This is a genomic window from Micromonospora sp. LHW51205 (assembly GCF_003315815.1).
In the GTDB taxonomy this organism is placed as follows: domain Bacteria; phylum Actinomycetota; class Actinomycetes; order Mycobacteriales; family Micromonosporaceae; genus Micromonospora; species Micromonospora chalcea.
Genome location: NZ_QMEZ01000001.1, coordinates 1032078 through 1048177 on the forward strand (window position 1 = coordinate 1032078; position 16100 = coordinate 1048177).

The 16100-nt window shown below is 72.8% G+C and carries 20 protein-coding genes; 7 read left to right on the forward strand and 13 right to left on the reverse strand.

Going from position 1 to position 16100, the window contains the following annotated elements; genetic code table 11:
* Positions 1–46: 46 nt before the first annotated feature.
* The 10 genes from DQE82_RS04795 to DQE82_RS04835 all read right to left on the reverse strand — a co-directional run bounded on the left by DQE82_RS04795 (position 47) and on the right by DQE82_RS04835 (position 7331).
* Complete coding sequence (locus DQE82_RS04795; RefSeq protein WP_064447588.1) at positions 47–661, reverse strand: MarC family protein; 615 nt, start codon at positions 659–661, stop codon at positions 47–49.
* Between the two features lie 31 nt (positions 662–692).
* The gene (locus DQE82_RS04800) at positions 693–1559 is read right to left on the reverse strand and encodes a PHP domain-containing protein (protein ID WP_064447587.1); all 867 of its coding nucleotides are present in this window, start codon (positions 1557–1559) and stop codon (positions 693–695) included.
* Positions 1560–1569: 10 nt separating this feature from the next.
* Positions 1570–2787: a hypothetical protein gene (locus DQE82_RS04805; protein ID WP_223201248.1), complete on the reverse strand. Its 1218-nt coding sequence runs from the start codon at positions 2785–2787 to the stop codon at positions 1570–1572.
* 56 nt (positions 2788–2843) lie between these two features.
* Complete coding sequence (locus tag DQE82_RS04810; protein WP_043326878.1) at positions 2844–3536, reverse strand: SigE family RNA polymerase sigma factor; 693 nt, start codon at positions 3534–3536, stop codon at positions 2844–2846.
* Between the two features lie 93 nt (positions 3537–3629).
* Positions 3630–4484, reverse strand: coding sequence for a PH domain-containing protein (locus tag DQE82_RS04815; RefSeq protein ID WP_043326880.1), 855 nt, complete (start codon positions 4482–4484; stop codon positions 3630–3632).
* Between the two features lie 6 nt (positions 4485–4490).
* Positions 4491–4649 (reverse strand): hypothetical protein, encoded by a 159-nt coding sequence (locus DQE82_RS30760; RefSeq protein WP_013283898.1) that lies wholly within the window; start codon positions 4647–4649, stop codon positions 4491–4493.
* A gap of 117 nt (positions 4650–4766) precedes the next feature.
* A complete protein-coding gene (locus DQE82_RS04820; protein ID WP_370446774.1) occupies positions 4767–5453 on the reverse strand; it encodes a DUF6758 family protein in 687 nt (228 codons plus the stop codon).
* A 99-nt stretch (positions 5454–5552) separates the two neighbouring features.
* Positions 5553–6176 carry an RNA methyltransferase gene (locus DQE82_RS04825; protein WP_043326883.1) on the reverse strand — a complete coding sequence of 208 codons (624 nt, stop codon included), beginning with the start codon at positions 6174–6176 and terminating at the stop codon, positions 5553–5555.
* A 34-nt stretch (positions 6177–6210) separates the two neighbouring features.
* Positions 6211–6702 (reverse strand): hypothetical protein, encoded by a 492-nt coding sequence (locus DQE82_RS04830; protein WP_113972361.1) that lies wholly within the window; start codon positions 6700–6702, stop codon positions 6211–6213.
* A gap of 95 nt (positions 6703–6797) precedes the next feature.
* Positions 6798–7331, reverse strand: coding sequence for a MaoC family dehydratase (locus tag DQE82_RS04835; protein ID WP_338013367.1), 534 nt, complete (start codon positions 7329–7331; stop codon positions 6798–6800).
* A 528-nt stretch (positions 7332–7859) separates the two neighbouring features.
* Between DQE82_RS04835 and trxA the strand changes: the two genes are divergently transcribed.
* The 3 genes from trxA (at position 7860) to DQE82_RS04850 (ending at position 9708) form a co-directional block, all read left to right on the forward strand.
* On the forward strand, positions 7860–8222 hold the full coding sequence (trxA, locus tag DQE82_RS04840) for a thioredoxin (protein ID WP_018789069.1): 363 nt from the start codon (positions 7860–7862) through the stop codon (positions 8220–8222).
* Between the two features lie 140 nt (positions 8223–8362).
* The gene (locus DQE82_RS04845; RefSeq protein ID WP_064447585.1) at positions 8363–8803 is read left to right on the forward strand and encodes a hypothetical protein; all 441 of its coding nucleotides are present in this window, start codon (positions 8363–8365) and stop codon (positions 8801–8803) included.
* Positions 8800–9708, forward strand: a complete 909-nt coding sequence (locus DQE82_RS04850) for an HTTM domain-containing protein (protein WP_064447584.1) — start codon at positions 8800–8802, stop codon at positions 9706–9708. Before DQE82_RS04845 ends, DQE82_RS04850 begins: the two co-directional genes overlap by 4 nt.
* Positions 9709–9726: 18 nt before the next feature.
* On the opposite strand, the gene DQE82_RS04855 is transcribed toward DQE82_RS04850, so the two are convergent.
* Positions 9727–10146: a thiol-disulfide oxidoreductase DCC family protein gene (locus DQE82_RS04855; protein ID WP_043326890.1), complete on the reverse strand. Its 420-nt coding sequence runs from the start codon at positions 10144–10146 to the stop codon at positions 9727–9729.
* Positions 10147–10237: 91 nt separating this feature from the next.
* On the opposite strand from DQE82_RS04855, the gene DQE82_RS04860 reads away from it, so the two are divergent.
* Positions 10238–12271 (forward strand): intein-containing Rv2578c family radical SAM protein, encoded by a 2034-nt coding sequence (locus DQE82_RS04860; protein WP_113972089.1) that lies wholly within the window; start codon positions 10238–10240, stop codon positions 12269–12271.
* 39 nt (positions 12272–12310) lie between these two features.
* Positions 12311–12718, forward strand: coding sequence for a CoA-binding protein (locus DQE82_RS04865; RefSeq protein ID WP_113972090.1), 408 nt, complete (start codon positions 12311–12313; stop codon positions 12716–12718).
* Positions 12719–12727: 9 nt separating this feature from the next.
* On the opposite strand, the gene DQE82_RS04870 is transcribed toward DQE82_RS04865, so the two are convergent.
* On the reverse strand, positions 12728–13924 hold the full coding sequence (locus DQE82_RS04870; protein WP_013283885.1) for an acyl-CoA dehydrogenase family protein: 1197 nt from the start codon (positions 13922–13924) through the stop codon (positions 12728–12730).
* 177 nt (positions 13925–14101) lie between these two features.
* On the opposite strand from DQE82_RS04870, the gene DQE82_RS04875 reads away from it, so the two are divergent.
* Complete coding sequence (locus DQE82_RS04875; protein WP_043326898.1) at positions 14102–14503, forward strand: DUF4190 domain-containing protein; 402 nt, start codon at positions 14102–14104, stop codon at positions 14501–14503.
* Between the two features lie 3 nt (positions 14504–14506).
* On the opposite strand, the gene DQE82_RS04880 is transcribed toward DQE82_RS04875, so the two are convergent.
* Entirely contained in the window at positions 14507–15397 is an 891-nt protein-coding gene (locus DQE82_RS04880; RefSeq protein WP_104113814.1) for an SDR family NAD(P)-dependent oxidoreductase, read from the reverse strand.
* Positions 15398–15511: 114 nt separating this feature from the next.
* On the opposite strand from DQE82_RS04880, the gene DQE82_RS04885 reads away from it, so the two are divergent.
* Positions 15512–16063: a DUF4190 domain-containing protein gene (locus DQE82_RS04885; RefSeq protein ID WP_113972091.1), complete on the forward strand. Its 552-nt coding sequence runs from the start codon at positions 15512–15514 to the stop codon at positions 16061–16063.
* Positions 16064–16100: the final 37 nt, after the last annotated feature.

Genomic DNA, 16100 nt, shown 5'->3' on the forward strand with positions numbered 1-16100 from the left:
GCACCCCTGAGATCCTGCCACCCCGGTACGACAGCGGACGAAGCGCTCAGGCGTTGTTGAGGTACTGGGTCACGAACGCGGCGATCGCGTCGGCGATGAGCTGCACGGCGATGGCGGCCAGCAGCAGGCCGGCGATGCGGGTCAGCACCTCGATGCCGCCGGGGCGCAGCACCTTGACGATCCCGCCGGAGAAGCGCAGCACCACCCAGACGGTGACCATCACCGCGACGATGGCCAGCCCGATGGCCAGGTAGTCGACGCCGCCGCCGGCCTGCTGGACGAAGAGCATGGTGGCCACGATGGCGCCCGGCCCGGCCAGCAGCGGGGTGCCGAGCGGCACCAGCGCGATGTTGGAGGTGACCTGCTGGCTCGGGTCGTCCGACTTGCCGGTCAGCAGTTCCAGCGCGACCAGGATCAGCAGCAGGCCGCCCGCGGCCTGGAGCGCGGGCAGGTCGACGTGCAGGTACGCCAGGATCGTCTGCCCCGCCACCGCGAAGATCACGATGACCCCGAGCGCCAGCGCCACGGCCTGCCAGGCGGCCCGGTTCCGGTCGCGCGCCGTCAACGGCCCGGTGAGCGCGAGGAAGATGGGCATCATTCCGGGCGGGTCGACGATCACCAGCAGGGTCACGAAGACCTCGCCGAAGAGCTTGAGATCCACGCGGACACGGTAGCCGTGCCGCCGGAGCGCTTCAGCTCGAAGCGACAGGGGTCACCCCGCGGGCCAGCGCGACGATCCGCTCGTACGCCTCGGGTCCGGTGGTGTGCGCGCCGAGCCGGACGGTCTTGTGCGTGCCGTGGAAGTCGGACGAGCCGGTGACCAGCAGCCCGAGCTCGGCGGCGAGCCGGCGGACGTGCTCCCGCTCGGCCGCGTCGTGGTCCTCGTGGTCGGCCTCCAGACCGGCCAGGCCGGCCGCGGCCAGGTCCGCGATCAGCTCGTCGGGCACGATCCGGCCGCGCCGGCTGGCTCTCGGGTGGGCGAAGACGGGCACGCCGCCGGCCGCCCGCACCAGCGCCACCGCGCGGAACACCTCGATGTCGTCCTTGGGCAGCCGGTACCGCTCGCCGAGCCAGTCCGGCCCGAACGCCTCGCTCGTGGTGGCGACCAGTCCGGCCCGGATCAGCGCCTGCGCGATGTGCGGGCGGCCCACGGTGCCGCCGTCCGCGCCGGCCAGGATCTCCGTCCAGCTCACCTGGATGCCGTCGGCCTGGAGCAGCCGCACGATGCGCTCGCCGCGTTCCTCGCGGGCCTGCCGGACCCGGGCCAGCTCCGCGGCCAGTTCCGGCTCGGCCGGGTCGAAGAGGTACGCGAGCAGGTGCAGCGGGATCGCCGGCTCGACGCCGAACCAGCGGCAGGAGATCTCCGCGCCGCGGATCAGGGTGAGGCCGGGCGGCAACGCGGCGACAGCCGGCGCCCAGCCGGCGGTGGTGTCGTGGTCGGTGAGCGCCACCACGTCGAGCCCGGCGTCGGCGGCGGCCCGGACCAGCTCGGGCGGGGTCAGCGTGCCGTCGCTGGCGGTGGAGTGGGTGTGCAGGTCGATGCGGGCCGGATCGCTCACCCGCCCGACGCTACGCGCCTTCCGGAGCGGCGGGGACGTCGGCCACCACCACCGGCCGGTCCCCCGGCGCCAGCCCTTCGACAGGCGACGCCGTGGGCCGGTCCCCGGCCAGCACCCGCTCCGGCTTGACCCGGACCAGCCCGCCGGTCGCGTCCACGTGCAGCGCCACGCCCGCGTGGGTCCAGGCCACGTCGCCGGCCAGCACCGGGCCGGCCGGGTGCGCGGCCGGGGAGGCGCCCGGGTCGGCCAGGTCGACCAGCAGGGCGGAGCGGGCGTTGCCGTTCGCGAGCAGCCACCGGCCGTCGGCGGACACCCCGCCGAGTCCGTCGGCGGCCAGCTTCACCCCGCATCCGGTACGCACCGGCGCGAGGTCGCGGGCCGGGTCGAGCAGGGCCAGGCAGTGCTGCCCGGGCCGGTCGGCGGTGATCAGGCCGACCAGGCGGCCGTCGGGCCGGGTGCCGTAGACGGCGCGCACGTCCGGGTTCGCCGGCGCCGGCTGCCCACCGAGCGCGCGTTCCCAGACGCTCACCCCGCCCTCGCCGGGCTGCTGGATCAGCACGGCGTCGCCGGCGAACCCGACCGGCACGGCGCCGTCGGGCGCGGGGGTCCGGACCGGCGCGATGAGCTGCCCGGCGACCACCCCGGCGGCGATCACCTCGGGGCCGTCCCGCCAGGCGACCTGCCGCCCGTCCGGGGAGATCGCGACCGCCTCCGCGGCGGCGAGCATGACCTGCGGCGCGGTGCCGTTGGCCGGAACCCACCAGAGGGTACGACCGGCGGCGGTGGCGGCCGAGGTCATCAGCCAGCCCTCGCGGTCGTGGACGCGCTGCGCCCGTTCGACGCCGCTGACCCCGGTCAGCTGCCGCCGTTCGCCGCCGCTGGTGTCCAGCCGGTCGCCGACGAGCAGGTCGAGTTCGGCGCGGACCGGCCCGAAGCGGGTGATCGGGGGCCCCGAGGCCAGCGGGGACGGGGTGAGCCCGGGCGGGTCGCCGAGCACGACTGTGGGGGTGCCGCCGTCGCCGCCGGAGGCGCTGAACTGGGCCACGCCGGTGGTGACGAACACGGTGGCGACGCCGGCCAGGGCCAGGCCGGTGAGCGTACGCCGCCGGCCGGTGCGGCGCGCCCGGCGCAGCACCTCTCCGGCCGGGTCGACTGGTAGCGGCCGGGACGTGGCGACGCGGCGGGACAGCGTCTCCCGCAGCGCCCGTTCCAGCTCGTCGTCGCTCACGGCCAATGGACGCTCCGGGCCACCGGTCCGGTTGTCACAGTCGTGCCGGATGCCGGTCATCGGCTCTCCGCCGGGATCGGAACGGCGGGGCGGACCGGGGCCGCCGGTGGCGGTACCGGCTGCGGCACCCGGGCTGCGGGTCGCGGCGCCGGGGTCCTTGGCACGGACTGCTCGTTTCCGCGCGCGGGCGGCCCCGGCCGGCCGGCCGGGGCGGGCGGCGGAGACGCGGGCTCGGGCAGGCTCAGGGCCGCCTCGGAGCCCAGGCGGCGACGCAGCGTGTTGAGCGCCCGGGAGGTCTGGCTCTTGACGGTGCCCGGGGAGATCTCCAGCAGCGCGGCGGTCTGCGCCTCGGACATGTCCTCGTAGAAGCGCAGCACCAGTACGGCCCGCTGCCGGGCGGGCAGCGCCTGCAGGTGCCGCCAGAGCGCGTCCCGGTCGAGTTGCTGCTCGATCTCGTCGACGCCGGCGTGCTCCGGCAGCACCTCGGTGGGGCGCTCGCCGTGCCAGCGGCGCCGCCACCAGCTGGTGGACGTGTTGACCAGGACCCGGCGGGCGTACGGCTCGATGGCCTCGATCCCGCCGAGCCGCTTCCAGGCCAGGTAGGTCTTCGTGAGCGCGGTCTGGAGCAGGTCCTCGGCGGTGGCCCAGTCACCGGCGAGCAGGTAGGCGGTGCGCAGCAGCGCGCCGGACCGGGCCGCGACGAATTCGCGGAACTCCTCCTCCAGCGGATCTCTGCTCACCACGCTCATCTCCCCCCGTCCTGCCTGGCAGGATGCCACGGCCCGGTCGGTCAGGTCGATGGCGGAAGGTGTGCAGTTCATCCGATGTTCGGACGAAAACTTTCAAGCTCCGTCGTCGGCCTTCGCCTCGTCGGCCTCCTTGCCCAGCCGTGCCTCGACCGCCTGCGGCTCGTACATCTCCTCGACCACGCGCAGGTAGAGCTCGTTCGGGTTGGGCAAGTTCTTGATCACCCGGAGTGCCTGTTCCTGGCCGGCGGACTCCAGCACGAACGTGCCGTAGTTGAGCGCGCGGCCGGTCGGGCTCTGCTCGTACTTCATGTCGGTGACCCGGGTGAGCGGCATCATCGCGACCTGGCGGGTGATGATCCCGTTGACCACCATCACCCGCTTGTTGGTGAGGATGAACCGGTCGTACCACCAGTCGGCGACCTTCCAGGCGACCCAGCCCATCACGCCGAACCAGAGCAGCACGGCGACGGTGGTCAGCGCGCCGACGTCCCGCCCGGCGAGGAAGCCGGAGAGGTAGCCGAGCACGAACGTGGCCGCCACGCCGACGATGATCGGGGTGGTGAGGTGGATCCAGTGCCGCTTCCACTCGCCCCGGTAGCGCTCGGTGGGGAAGAGGTAACGCGCCACGAGCGAGCTGGGCTCGTCCTCCAACGGCAGCACCCGGCGGGGTGCCATGCCGGTGGCGTCGGACCGCAGCCCGGCCAGCTCCTCCTCGGAGATCGGCTGGTCCGGGAAGCCGTCCGGATCCCGTGCCCAGGCCCGGCCGGACCGCCCCTCACCGGTGTACGCGCTGCCGTAGCCGGCGTCGTCCGCGTCCGCGTACGGGCCGGGGCCGTAGGCGCTGGGCGGCTCGTCCGGGTCGATCCGGGGGATCGGCTCGGTGTCGCGCTCCCGGCGTGCCCGGTCGGGGTCGTCCGGGTCGAAGGGTGGACCGGAGGGGCTTCCCATGGGCGGCTAGGCGACGAGGTTGGTGAAGAAGTCGCCGAAGCCCTGCGCGATGTCCATGATGCCGCCGCCGAGAGACTTGAAGACGTCGGCGGCGGAGTTGGGCCGGTACGCAACGAAGAAGATCAAGAATGCGATGCCGGCCCAGGTGAGGACCTTCTTGACCATAGCGGGCCATCCTCTCGCGCGGCGCCGGGTCCGTTTACCGCAGCGGCACCCAGAGTATCAGCATGGTGTCTTACCGTGAATATCTGCGTCCGCTCTCCGACTCACCGGTGCGGGCGGTCAGGCCCGTCCGTGCAGGTACGGAGACGGTGCGCCGTACACGAGTTCGGGCGGTGTCCACTCGGTGAGGTCGTGCAGCACGACTTCTTCCGCGAGGAGGTGACCCGCACTCGCCGGCCAGGCTATCGCATGGAGCCACATTCCCCGAGCCTCGCCGGCGTACGCGCTTCGATCCGTTTCGGAGCGTACGAGCCACAGTGGAGTCGGATGGCCGCCCACGCGGATCTTCGCGTGCGGCAGCCGCTCGGGATGACCAGGGCCGGGATCGGTCAACGCCTCCTCCACCTGGGGACCGGGATCGGGGCCGGGCAGTCCCGCGAAGCGGGAACCGAGACCGATGCCGGGTTCCTCGGCGACGAAGATCAGGTCGGCCGGTCCACCGTCCAGCGGGGCCGGTCCGGCGCAGGCGACCAGCGTGGCCCGGACTCCAGCGCGTTCGTCGCCCGCCCAGGCCACGCCGGTGAGCGTCCAACCCGGTGGGAGCGGCCACGGGCACCACAGCGGCATCCGGAGCCGGCCGGTCGGGTCGGGGTCGGCCGCCATCCGCTCGACCACGCTGGCCATGATCTCGTCGTTGATGCGCTCGGGCACGTGCAGCGGCGCGACCGGGCCGCAGCGCAGGCACCGGTGCTCGGCGTGCATCAGGTCCGGCTCGCGTACCGACCCGGCGCATCTCGGACAACTCACCGCGACAGTCACACCCTCACCGTCGCCCCCGCACGGCGGGGCGTCAAGCGGGGCGGGCCGACCGGCGTGGGATTTCCGTCCGGTGGTGGAACCGCGGCGTCAGTCCGGCGGCGGCCCGGCGTACGACCGGATCCAGGCGTGCATGGCGATGCCGCTGGCCACGCCCGCGTTGATGGACCGGGTCGAGCCGTACTGGGCGATCGAGAAGAGCGCGTCGCAGGCCGACCGCGCCACCGGGGACAGGCCGGGTCCCTCCTGACCGAAGAGGAGCACGCAGCGGCGCGGCAGCACGGCGGTCTCCATCGGCCGTGAGCCGGGCAGGTTGTCGATCCCGACCACCGGCAGGCTCTCGTCCCGCGCCCAGGCGACGAACTCCTCGATCGTCGGGTGGTGCCGGACGTGCTGGTAGCGGTCGGTCACCATGGCGCCCCGGCGGTTCCACCGCCGCCGCCCGACGATGTGCACCTCGGCGGCGAGGAAGGCGTTGGCGTTGCGGACCACGGTCCCGATGTTGAAGTCGTGCTGCCAGTTCTCGATCGCCACGTGGAACTCGTGCCGCCGCCGGTCCAGATCGGCCACGACCGCCTCGCGCCGCCAGTAGCGGTACCGGTCCACCACGTTGCGCCGGTCACCGGCGACGAGCAGCTCCGGGTCGTAGCGCGGGTCGTCCGGCGGGTCACCGGGCCACGGCCCCACACCCACGTCGAGCTGGTCGTCGGTCACGGTTGCCGAGGGTACGGCCCGGCCAGCCGCGCAGTCAGCGCAGGTCGAGCGCGCCGCCCAGCCGGTCGAGGAAACGCCGGTCGGCGGGATTCGGCGTGGTCTGCCCGGCGCGGCACACGCGGGCGGCGACCGACTCCACCCACTGCCGGTACGCCGCCGAGTCGGCCGGATCGGCGCGGCGGCGCAGCACCCGTACCGCGGCCCGGGCGGCGGCCAGCAGGTCGACCAGGTCGGTCAGGCGCTCGTCCCGCTCGGTCGCGCCGTCGTGGCGGGCGTAGATGGCGGCCACCACGGCGCGGACGAGATCACTGTCGAAGGCGCGTCCGGCGGCCACCGCGTCCAGACCGGAGAGGCCGGCGGCGACACCGCGCGGCGGACGCCCGGGCCCGGGCGCCGCGGCGGCGACCAGCACGCGGCCGGGCAGGTCGGTGAGCAGGTCCCACTCCGTCGCGGAGTACGCGGCGGTGGTGAGCGGCGCGGCGCGGCGACCGGCGGAAGGCGGCTCTACGGCTTCGGAGTGGCTCATGGGCACCTCCAGCCCGAGCATATGCCTCCGGACGAGATCCGGGCCCCGTCCCCGCCGAACGGAGAACGAGGCCCGGTGAGCCGGACGGACGCGGGTCAGCGCGGCTCGGGGAAGCTGGGACGCTCCGGGTCGACGCCGTCCGGGACGGCGGCGGCCGCGTACTCCTTCTTGGGGACCATGACCTTGCGGCGGAACACGCAGACCAGCGTGCCGTCCTGGTTGTAGCCGCGGGTCTCGACGGCGACCACGCCCCGGTCGGGCTTGGAGGCCGACTCCCGCTTGTCCAGGACCGTCGTCTCGCCGTAGATGGTGTCGCCGTGGAACGTCGGCGCGACGTGCCGCAGCGACTCGATCTCCAGGTTGGCGATCGCCTTGCCGCTGACGTCCGGCACGGACATGCCGAGCAGCAGCGAGTAGATGTAGTTGCCGACCACCACGTTGCGCTTGAACTGCGAGGCGGACTCGGCGTAGTGCGCGTCCATGTGCAGCGGGTGGTGGTTCATGGTGAGCAGGCAGAAGAGGTGGTCGTCGTACTCGGTGACCGTCTTGCCCGGCCAGTGCCGGTAGACCGCGCCGACCTCGAACTCCTCGTAGTAGCGGCCGAACTGCATCCTTGTCCCCTTCGACAGGCGGCGATGGAGTTCGGCACAGCATGCCTTATCGCTTGTTAAGGCGAGGTGCGGGGCGCTCACGCGGCGGAAATGTCACACCGAGGGCCACCGAGGTCCGGACGCAATGAGCGGCGGGGCCCTCCCCGGCACCCGCCGCCCACGCTCTGATGCGAAGAATTCTGCCGTACGGCGCACCACATCAACAGAGACGGAGGTCACATTTACCTTTTCGTAACACTACGGAAAGTCACCGACGCACTGTCGGTAAGCGATCTCCGCAGGCTGGATAGATGCTCGTCAAGCCCGAAGTTACTGATTCGTAGCCAGAACTGTGCGTGATCTCCTTGGAAACGCTCCCATCACGTCCCGTCACGCAAGTGCGGCATGCATTTGCGTTCCGCACGAGCGGCCCGCACAGATAGAGTTCGATGTGCCCAGGGTCACCGTCCGGGCGCTGTGCGTTTCGCCCCCACCGTGCCGGGAATTCGGACGGACTGACCCTGGTTCCACCGGGCGTACGACAATCCGCGGTGATCGGAGAGAGCAATGGCAACGGTTGAGCTGACCACGGCCAACTTTGACGAGGTGACCGGCCAGGACGGGATCGTCCTGCTCGACTTCTGGGCGGACTGGTGCGGCCCGTGCAAGCGCTTCGCCCCGGTCTACGAGCGGTCCTCGGAGAAGCACCCGGACATCGCCTTCGGCAAGGTCGACACCGAGGCGCAGCAGGAGCTGGCGGCGAAGTTCAACATCAGCTCCATCCCGACGATCATGGCGATCCGTGACGGCGTGATCGTGTTCGCCCAGCCGGGCGCGCTGCCGGAGTCCGCGCTGGAGAACCTGATCGAGCAGGTCCAGGCGCTGGACATGGACGACGTCCGCAAGAAGCTGGCCGAGCACAACCACTGACGTACCCGACGCCGCCGGACGACCCCGCCAGGGGCCGGCCGGCGGCGTTTCCACGCCCGCCGCACCGCCGGGACGGACAGTGAGGAATGGCCGACTGAGGGACACTTTCGGCCGCTTCACTCCCGTATCGTCACCATGCGATGGAGACCTTGACCGCCCGCGGGCGCGCGGTCCGAGTGGGCGCCACCCTGCTCGGCCTGGCGCTGCTGCTCCTGGGCACCGTGCGCGGCACCGACGACGACTTCCCGTTCGGGCCGTTCCGGATGTACTCCACCTCCGACCCGCCGAACGCGCCCGCCCCGGACACCCGGGTCGAGGGCGTGGACCGCACCGGCGCGGTGGTCCCGCTCGGCCAGGACGCCACCGGCATCCGCCGCGCCGAGATCGAGGGCCAGCAGAACCGCTACGCCGCCGATCCGAGCCTGCTGCGGACCGTCGCCGACGCGTACGCCGAACGCCACCCCGACGCCCCCGACCTGGTCGAGGTGCGCATCGTGGTCCGCTGGTTCGACATCCAGGGCGGCCGCCCGACCGGCAGGTGGACCGACGAGACGGCCGTGCGCTGGGAGACCGGCGGATGACCGCCTGGCTGACCGAGGCGGTCCCGCGCGGCCGGATCGCCGCGTTCCGCACCCTGGTCTACCTCTTCGTCGCCGCCGACCTGGTGGTGTTCACACCCTGGGTACGCACCCGGGTCGACGTACCCGGCGACCTCTACCAGCCGCTGCTCGTCGGCCGGCTGCTCCCGCTGCCCACCCCCACCCCCGCCCTGGTCGGCGTGGTGTTCTGGGCGCTGCTGGTCACCGCGCTGCTCGCCGCCACCGGCCGGGCGCACCGGCTGCTCGGCTGGACGGTCTTCGCGCTGTACTTCGAGTGGATGATCGTGGCGATGAGCTACGGCAAGGTCGACCACGACCGCTTCGCGCTCCTCGTGGCGCTGGCCGTGCTGCCCACCGCCGGCCGCGCCCGGCACGGCGACCCGACCCGTACCGAGGCGGGCGGCTGGGCGCTGCGGGTCACCCAGATCTCGGTCATCTGCACGTACTTCCTCGCCGCCTGGGCCAAGTTCCGCTTCGGCGGCCTGGACTGGGCGAACGGTTCGGTGCTGGCCCGCGCGATCATCCGGCGCGGCACCGACCTCGCCGACCTGATCGCGCAGGTGCCGCACCTGCTGATCGTGGCGCAGTTCGGCATCCTGGCGTTCGAGCTGCTCAGCCCGCTGGTGTTCGTGCTGCCGGCGCGGTGGCGGACGATGACCGTCGGCTTCTTCTACTCGTTCCACCTGGTGACCATCGCGACGATCACCATCTCGTTCGCGCCGCACCTGGTGGCGATGACCAGCTTCCTGGCGCTGGAGAAGGTCCGTCCGGTGGTGTTCGTCCGGCGCCTGCTCGGCCGTCCGCCGCCCGCCGCGCCGACGGCGCCCGCGACGGCGCCCCTCTCGCCGGCACCGGCCCCCGACCCGTCCTCGACCGCGACCGCCTGACCACGGCCACCCGGCCGGTCAGGCGGTCGGGCCCGGGCGTCCGGTCGGGCCGTACAGCCGTTCCCGGGCCTCCTGCGGCAGCGCGCACGCGGCCGTGCCGCCCGGCAGCCGGTGCCGGTTGCGGGCCACCCAGCGGTACGCGGGCCAGGCCGCGGCGCGTACCGGGGGAAGGCGCAGTCCGGCCCCGGCGAACCGCCAGAGCGGGCCGCTGTCGCCGAGCAGCCGGGCGATGGCGTCCGGCCCGGCGGCGCGGGAGCCGTCGGCGCCCACCCACTGGACCGCCTCCTCGCACTCGGCCTCCGTCAGGCCCAGCGCCGCCAGGTCGGCGAACTGCCACGGGACCACCCGGGCGCCGGTCGGGATCCGACGCTCGATGAACTGCGCGCACCGGGTGCAGAAGGCGCAGTCGCCGTCGTAGACGAAGGTCGACGTCTCCATGCCCCCATCCTGCCCCGCCCCGGGGCACGGCGGCGCGCGGTGTCCGCAGCGTCACTTGCGCTTTGTTCGTACACATGTTCGAATGAGCTCCATGCGCTGGGACAACCTCTCCGCTCCCCCGGACGAGGGGACTCCCGATCGGGCGGCGCCGGCGGCTCCACCCCTGCCGCTGGCGCTGCCCGGCGCCGTCGCCCGCACCTTCGACACCCCGGGCTTCGCCGGCATGACGTTCTACGAGGTCCGCGCCAAGTCGATCATCAACCGGGTGCCCGGCCAGTCGCGTGTGCCGTTCGAGTGGACGATCAACCCCTACCGGGGCTGCTCACACGCCTGCGTCTACTGCCTGGGCGGGGACACGCCGATCCTGATGGCCGACGGGCGCACCAGGGCGATCAGCGAACTGGAGCCCGGCGACCGGATCTACGGCACCCGGCGGCGCGGCGCCTACCGCCACTACGTCGTCACCACGGTGCTCGACAAGTGGTCCACTGTGAAGCGCGCCTACCGGGTCACCCTGGCCGACGGCACCACGCTCGTCGCCAGCGGCGACCACCGGTTCCTGACCGAACGCGGCTGGAAACACGTCACCGGGAGCATGCGGGGCGGCGGCCGCCGTCCCCACCTGACCACCCGCAACCGCCTGCTGGGCACCGGCCGGTTCGCGGTGGCGCCGAAGCGCTCGGCCGACTACCGCCGGGGTTACCTGCACGCCCTGCTCCGCGACGACGACCGGGCCGGTGCCCGGTTCCGGCTGGCCACCGCCGAGGCGGAGGCGCTGGAGCGGGCCGAACGCTACCTGGCCGACGCGGGGGTCACCGTCGAGCGGGCCACAGTCACCCGGGTCGGCCGCCGGCCGACGACCACGGTGGTACGCACGTCCGGCCCGGCCGAGGTCGTCACCGGCCTGCTGCGCCCGCCGGGCGAGACGACAGACGACTGGTCGCTGGGCTACCTGGCCGGCATGTTCGACGCCACCGGCACCTGCCACCGGGGCGTGTTCCGGATCAGCGTCGCGGACGACGGGAGCCAGGCCCGCACGTCCGGCGCGCTGGAGCGTTTCGGCTTCCGGTGGGCGCTCGACGTGCCGGGCATGCCGGGCGCGGCGCGTCAGCTCCGGCTGACCGGCGGGCTGCCCGAGCGGCTGCGCTTCTTCCACCTCACCGACCCGGCCGTCACGGCCCGGCGCTCGATCGAGGGCATGGCGCTCAAGTGCGCGGCGCACCTCCAGGTGAGCACCGTCGAGGATCTCGGCCTGGAGCTTCCGCTGTGGGACATCACCACCGGCACCGGCGACTTCATCGCCAACGGCGTGGTCAGCCACAACTGCTTCGCCCGCAACACGCACACCTACCTCGACCTGGACGCGGGCGCCGACTTCGACCGCAAGGTGATCGTCAAGGTCAACGCGGGCGAGCTGGTACGCCGTGAGCTGGCCGCCCCACGCTGGCGCGGCGCGCACGTCGCCATGGGCACCAACGTGGACTGTTACCAGCGGGCCGAGGGCCGCTACCGCCTGATGCCGCCGATCATCGAGGCGCTGCGGGACTTCGCGAACCCGTTCTCGATCCTGACCAAGGGCACGCTGCTGCTGCGTGACCTGCCGCTGCTGCGCGAGGCGGCGGAGGTGACCCGGGTCGGGGTGTCGTACTCGGTGGGATTCGTGGACGAGGCGCTCTGGCGGGCGGCCGAGCCGGGCACGCCGAGCCCCCGCCGCCGCCTCGACGCGGTCCGTCAGCTCGCCGACGCCGGCTTCGAGGTGGGTGTGCTGATGGCGCCGATCCTGCCGGGCCTCAGCGACGACGAGGAGTCGATCGACGCCACCGTCGCGGCCGTCGCCGCCTCCGGGGCGGCGAGCGTGACGCCGTTGCCGCTGCACCTGCGGCCCGGCGCCCGGGAGTGGTACGCCCGCTGGCTGGCCCGGGAGTTCCCCCACCTGGTGCCCCGCTACCGGCAGCTCTACCAGGCCGGCTCGTACGCGCCGCAGGCGTACCAGCGGGAGGTGACCGCGCGGGTGCGGATGGCGGCACGCCGGCACGGGCTGCACCGGGGCGAGACCGGCGACAACAGGCGGCTGCCGGAGACCCCGCCGCCCGCGCCGGCCGCCGAACAGCTCTCCCTGCTCTAGCGACCGGGGCACGAGCGCCGGCGGGGCTACGCTCGGGGAATGCGTTCCGCTCAGCAGATCCTCGCAGACTCCGCCGTGATCGCCGTCGTGGGCGCCTCCCGCGATCCGGGCAAGGCCGCGCACCGCGTACCGCTGGAGATGCAGCGGCACGGCTGGCGGATCATCCCGGTCAACCCGACGGTGGACGAGTTGTTCGGCGAGAAGGCGTACCCGACGCTGGCCGACATCCCGCACCCGGTCGACCTGGTCGACGTGTTCCGCCCGGCGCGGGACGCCGTCGACGTGGTCCGGCAGGCGGTGGCGATCGGCGCCCCGGCGGTGTGGTTGCAGCTCGGCATCTTCTCGGACGAGGCGCGCCGGATCGCCGAGGAGGCGGGCCTCGACTACGTCGAGGACAGGTGCCTCATCGTGGAGCGGGCCGCCGCCGGACTGACCCGGCGCGCCTGACGCCCCGGCCTACTGCTTGTACTGCTTGAGCAGGCCGCGCGAGATGATCGTCTTCTGGATCTCCGAGGTGCCCTCGCCGATCAGCAGGAACGGCGCCTCGCGCATCAGGCGCTCGATCTCGTACTCCTTGGAGTAGCCGTAGCCGCCGTGGATCCGGAACGCCTCCTGGACCACCTCGGCGCAGTACTCGGAGGCGAGCAGCTTGGCCATGCCGGCCTCGACGTCGTTGCGCTGGCCGGCGTCCTTGAGCCGGGCCGCGTTGACCATGAGCGCGTGCGCGGCCTCGATCTTCGTACCCATCTCGGCGAGCTTGAACGCGACGGCCTGGTGCCGGGCGAGCGGCTGGCCGAAGGTGTGGCGCTGCTGGGCGTACGCGACGGCCAGCTCGAACGCCCGGATCGAGATGCCGCAGGCGCGGGCCGCGACGTTGACCCGGCCGACCTCGATGCCGTCCATCATCTGGTAGAAGCCGCGGCCGACCTTCTCCTCGCCGCCGAGCACGGCGGAGGCGGGCACGGTGACGCCGTCGAGCACCATCTCGGTGGTCTCGACGCCCTTGTAGCCCATCTTGTCGATCTTGCCGGGGATGGTGAGGCCGGGCGCGGTCTCACCGAAGCCGGGCTCCTTCTCCAGCAGGAAGGTGCTCATGTTGCCGTAGACCGAGTCGGCCCCGGTGTCGGTCTTGACCAGGGTGGCCACCACCGACGAGTACGCGCCGTTGGTCAGCCACATCTTCTGGCCGTTGAGGACGTAGTTGTCGCCGTCGCGGACGGCCTTCGACTTGATCGCCGAGACGTCCGAGCCGCACTCGGGCTCGGACATCGAGAACGCGCCGCGCACCTCGCCGGTGGCCATCCGGGGCAGCAGCCGGGCCTTCTGGTCGGCGGAGCCGTGCTGCGAGATCAGGTACGCCACGATGAAGTGCGTGTTGACGATGCCGGAGATCGACATCCAGCCCCGGGACAGCTCCTCGACCACGAGCGCGTAGGTCAGCAGGGACTCGCCCAGCCCGCCGTACTCCTCGTCGATGGTGAGGCCGAACAGCCCCATCTCGCGCATGCCGTCGAGGATGTCGCTCGGGTACTCGTCGGCGTGCTCCAGCCGCTGCGCGTGCGGAATGATCTCTTTGTCGGCGAACTCCCGGACAGTTTCCAGAATCGACCGCTGCACGTCGGTCAGTCCGGGCGTCTGGGCGAGTCGGGCCATCTCAGCCTCCGGGGTCGTCGGCGCATTACTCAGGGGTAACTGAACGCTCGGTCAGTATCGGCCCCGGGACCGGCGCAGCCAAGGTGACCAGTCCCTACAACCGCTGTGAAAAGGTTCACCGCTACGGGTAGCGTCCGCAAGAGAGAGGGCCCGTTCACCTGGGGAAAAGGGGCGCGCGTGACTGACGAGCAGCCACCCTCACCGTACGAGCCGCCGCCGCACGGCCAGCCGTACGGGCAGCCGCAGTACGGCCAGCAGCATCCGCAGTGGGGCCAGCAGCCCCCGTACGCCCCGCAGCCGCCCTACGGCCAGTACGGCCCACCCGGGCCGGGGCCACGCCCCGGCGGCACGAACGTGCTCGCCATCCTGTCACTGGTCTTCGCGTTCGTCTTCGCGCCCGCCGGCATCGTCTGCGGCCACCTGGCGAAGCGGCAGATCCGGCAGACCGGCGAGGACGGCGACCAGCTCGCCACCTGGGGACTGATCCTCAGCTACATCTTCACCGCGATCGGCCTGGTGGCCTGCTGCGGCTGGATCGGGCTGGCGATCTGGGCCAACTCCGACAACGGCACCTACTGAGGCTCAGCGGAACTGCGCCTCCCGGACGCTGTTGCCACCGTCAACCACGAGCATCTGCCCGGTGATGTACGACGCGGCCGGCGAGCAGAGGAACGCGATCGCGGCGGCCACCTCGTCCGGCGTGCCGGGACGCCCGACCGGCGTACCCAGGCCCTGCTTGATCTCGGCCATGGTGGACGCCGCGGTGTGGATGATGCCCGGCGCCACCGCGTTCACAGTCACCCCGTCGGCGATCATCTCCATCGCCAGCGCCCGGGTCAGCCCGACCACGCCGGCCTTGGCCGCCGCGTAGGCCGCCTCGGTGGGCAGCGCGTTGACCGGCCCGGCGGTGGCGGCCAGGTTGACGATCCGGCCCCAGCCCCGCTCGGCCATGCCACCGATGAACGCCCGGCTGCACAGGAACGCGGTGGTCAGGTTCCTGTCGATCTCGCCGCGCCACTCGTCGTACGTCAGCTGGGCCACCGGCCGCAGCACCTCCGGGCTGGCCCGGCTGGCCAGGCCCGCGTTGTTCACCAGCACCTCGACGTCGCCGAGCTGCTCGGCCACCGCGTCGGCGAGCGCGCCCACCTCCGACTCGTCGGTGAGGTCGGCGACGAAGCCGGTGACGCCCAGCTCGCCCGCGCGCTCGTGGATGCGCCGGGTGGTGGAGACGATCGCCACCCGGGCGCCCAGGTCGGACAGCCGGCGCGCGGTCGCGTACCCGATGCCGTCGGCGCTGCCCGCGCCGGTGACCAGCGCGACCCGGCCGTCCAGCCGCATGGTGGCCGGTTCCGGCAGCGGCGCCGACCGTTCGGAGTCGGCGGCGCCGACCGGCTCGCCGCCACGCGGGCGCCGCACCGACCCCGGCCGGCTCATGTCCCGTCGCGACCGACCCCCACGCGCGTCAAGTGCCATGCCGAGGATCCTGCCCGGTACCGACCCGCCGGGCAACGCGCGCCCGGAAAGAGGGTGCTCCGTGTCGCGAGCCGGTGGCTACCCTGAGCCGACCACGTACCTGGAGATGATCAGATGAGCTATCCCCCACCGCCCGGTGGTTGGCAGGACCCCTCGGCGGCCGGGCCGCACTCGGCGCCGCCGGCCGACCCGATCATGCCCGCGATCCCGAACCAGCCGGGCCAGGCCGACCCGTACGCGCCGGTCGCCGATCCCTACGCGCCGGTCGCCGACCCGTACGCGGGCGTGAAGTCCCCGTACGCCCCACCCGGCGGCGACCCGTACGCCGCCGCGATGCCCGGCTACCCGCCCCCGGGCACCTACCCGCCGCCGGGGGCCTATCCCGGCTACGCGATGCCGCCGGCCCGCACCAACACGATGGCCATCGTGGCGCTGGTCCTGTCGCTCGTCGGCTTCGCCTCGTGCATCACCGCGCCGATCGGCGCGATCATGGGCCACGTCGCGCGCAAGCAGATCCGGGAGACCGGTGAGCAGGGCGAGGGCATGGCCACGGCGGCCATCATCGTGGGCTGGATCCTGACCGCTCTGCTGGTCGCCGGCATCATCTTCTACATCGTGATGATCGTGATCGCGATCGGCGCGTCCAGCGCCAGCAGCAGCTACTGACGCCACCGGGCCGCCCCCGGGCGCGGGGGCGGCCCGA

Bases quoted from the DNA above. Each gene is read 5' to 3' on its own strand.
- DQE82_RS04830 (WP_113972361.1), bottom strand. From the start codon at position 6,702: ATGAGCCACTCCGAAGCCGTAGAGCCGCCTTCCGCCGGTCGCCGCGCC.
- DQE82_RS04860 (WP_113972089.1), top strand. From the start codon at position 10,238: ATGCGCTGGGACAACCTCTCCGCTCCCCCGGACGAGGGGACTCCCGAT.
- DQE82_RS04815 (WP_043326880.1), bottom strand. From the start codon at position 4,484: ATGGGAAGCCCCTCCGGTCCACCCTTCGACCCGGACGACCCCGACCGG.
- DQE82_RS04855 (WP_043326890.1), bottom strand. From the start codon at position 10,146: ATGGAGACGTCGACCTTCGTCTACGACGGCGACTGCGCCTTCTGCACC.
- DQE82_RS04850 (WP_064447584.1), top strand. From the start codon at position 8,800: ATGACCGCCTGGCTGACCGAGGCGGTCCCGCGCGGCCGGATCGCCGCG.
- DQE82_RS04810 (WP_043326878.1), bottom strand. From the start codon at position 3,536: ATGAGCGTGGTGAGCAGAGATCCGCTGGAGGAGGAGTTCCGCGAATTC.
- DQE82_RS04865 (WP_113972090.1), top strand. From the start codon at position 12,311: ATGCGTTCCGCTCAGCAGATCCTCGCAGACTCCGCCGTGATCGCCGTC.
- DQE82_RS04845 (WP_064447585.1), top strand. From the start codon at position 8,363: ATGGAGACCTTGACCGCCCGCGGGCGCGCGGTCCGAGTGGGCGCCACC.
- DQE82_RS04880 (WP_104113814.1), bottom strand. From the start codon at position 15,397: ATGGCACTTGACGCGCGTGGGGGTCGGTCGCGACGGGACATGAGCCGG.
- DQE82_RS30760 (WP_013283898.1), bottom strand. From the start codon at position 4,649: ATGGTCAAGAAGGTCCTCACCTGGGCCGGCATCGCATTCTTGATCTTC.
- trxA (WP_018789069.1), top strand. From the start codon at position 7,860: ATGGCAACGGTTGAGCTGACCACGGCCAACTTTGACGAGGTGACCGGC.
- DQE82_RS04870 (WP_013283885.1), bottom strand. From the start codon at position 13,924: ATGGCCCGACTCGCCCAGACGCCCGGACTGACCGACGTGCAGCGGTCG.
- DQE82_RS04885 (WP_113972091.1), top strand. From the start codon at position 15,512: ATGAGCTATCCCCCACCGCCCGGTGGTTGGCAGGACCCCTCGGCGGCC.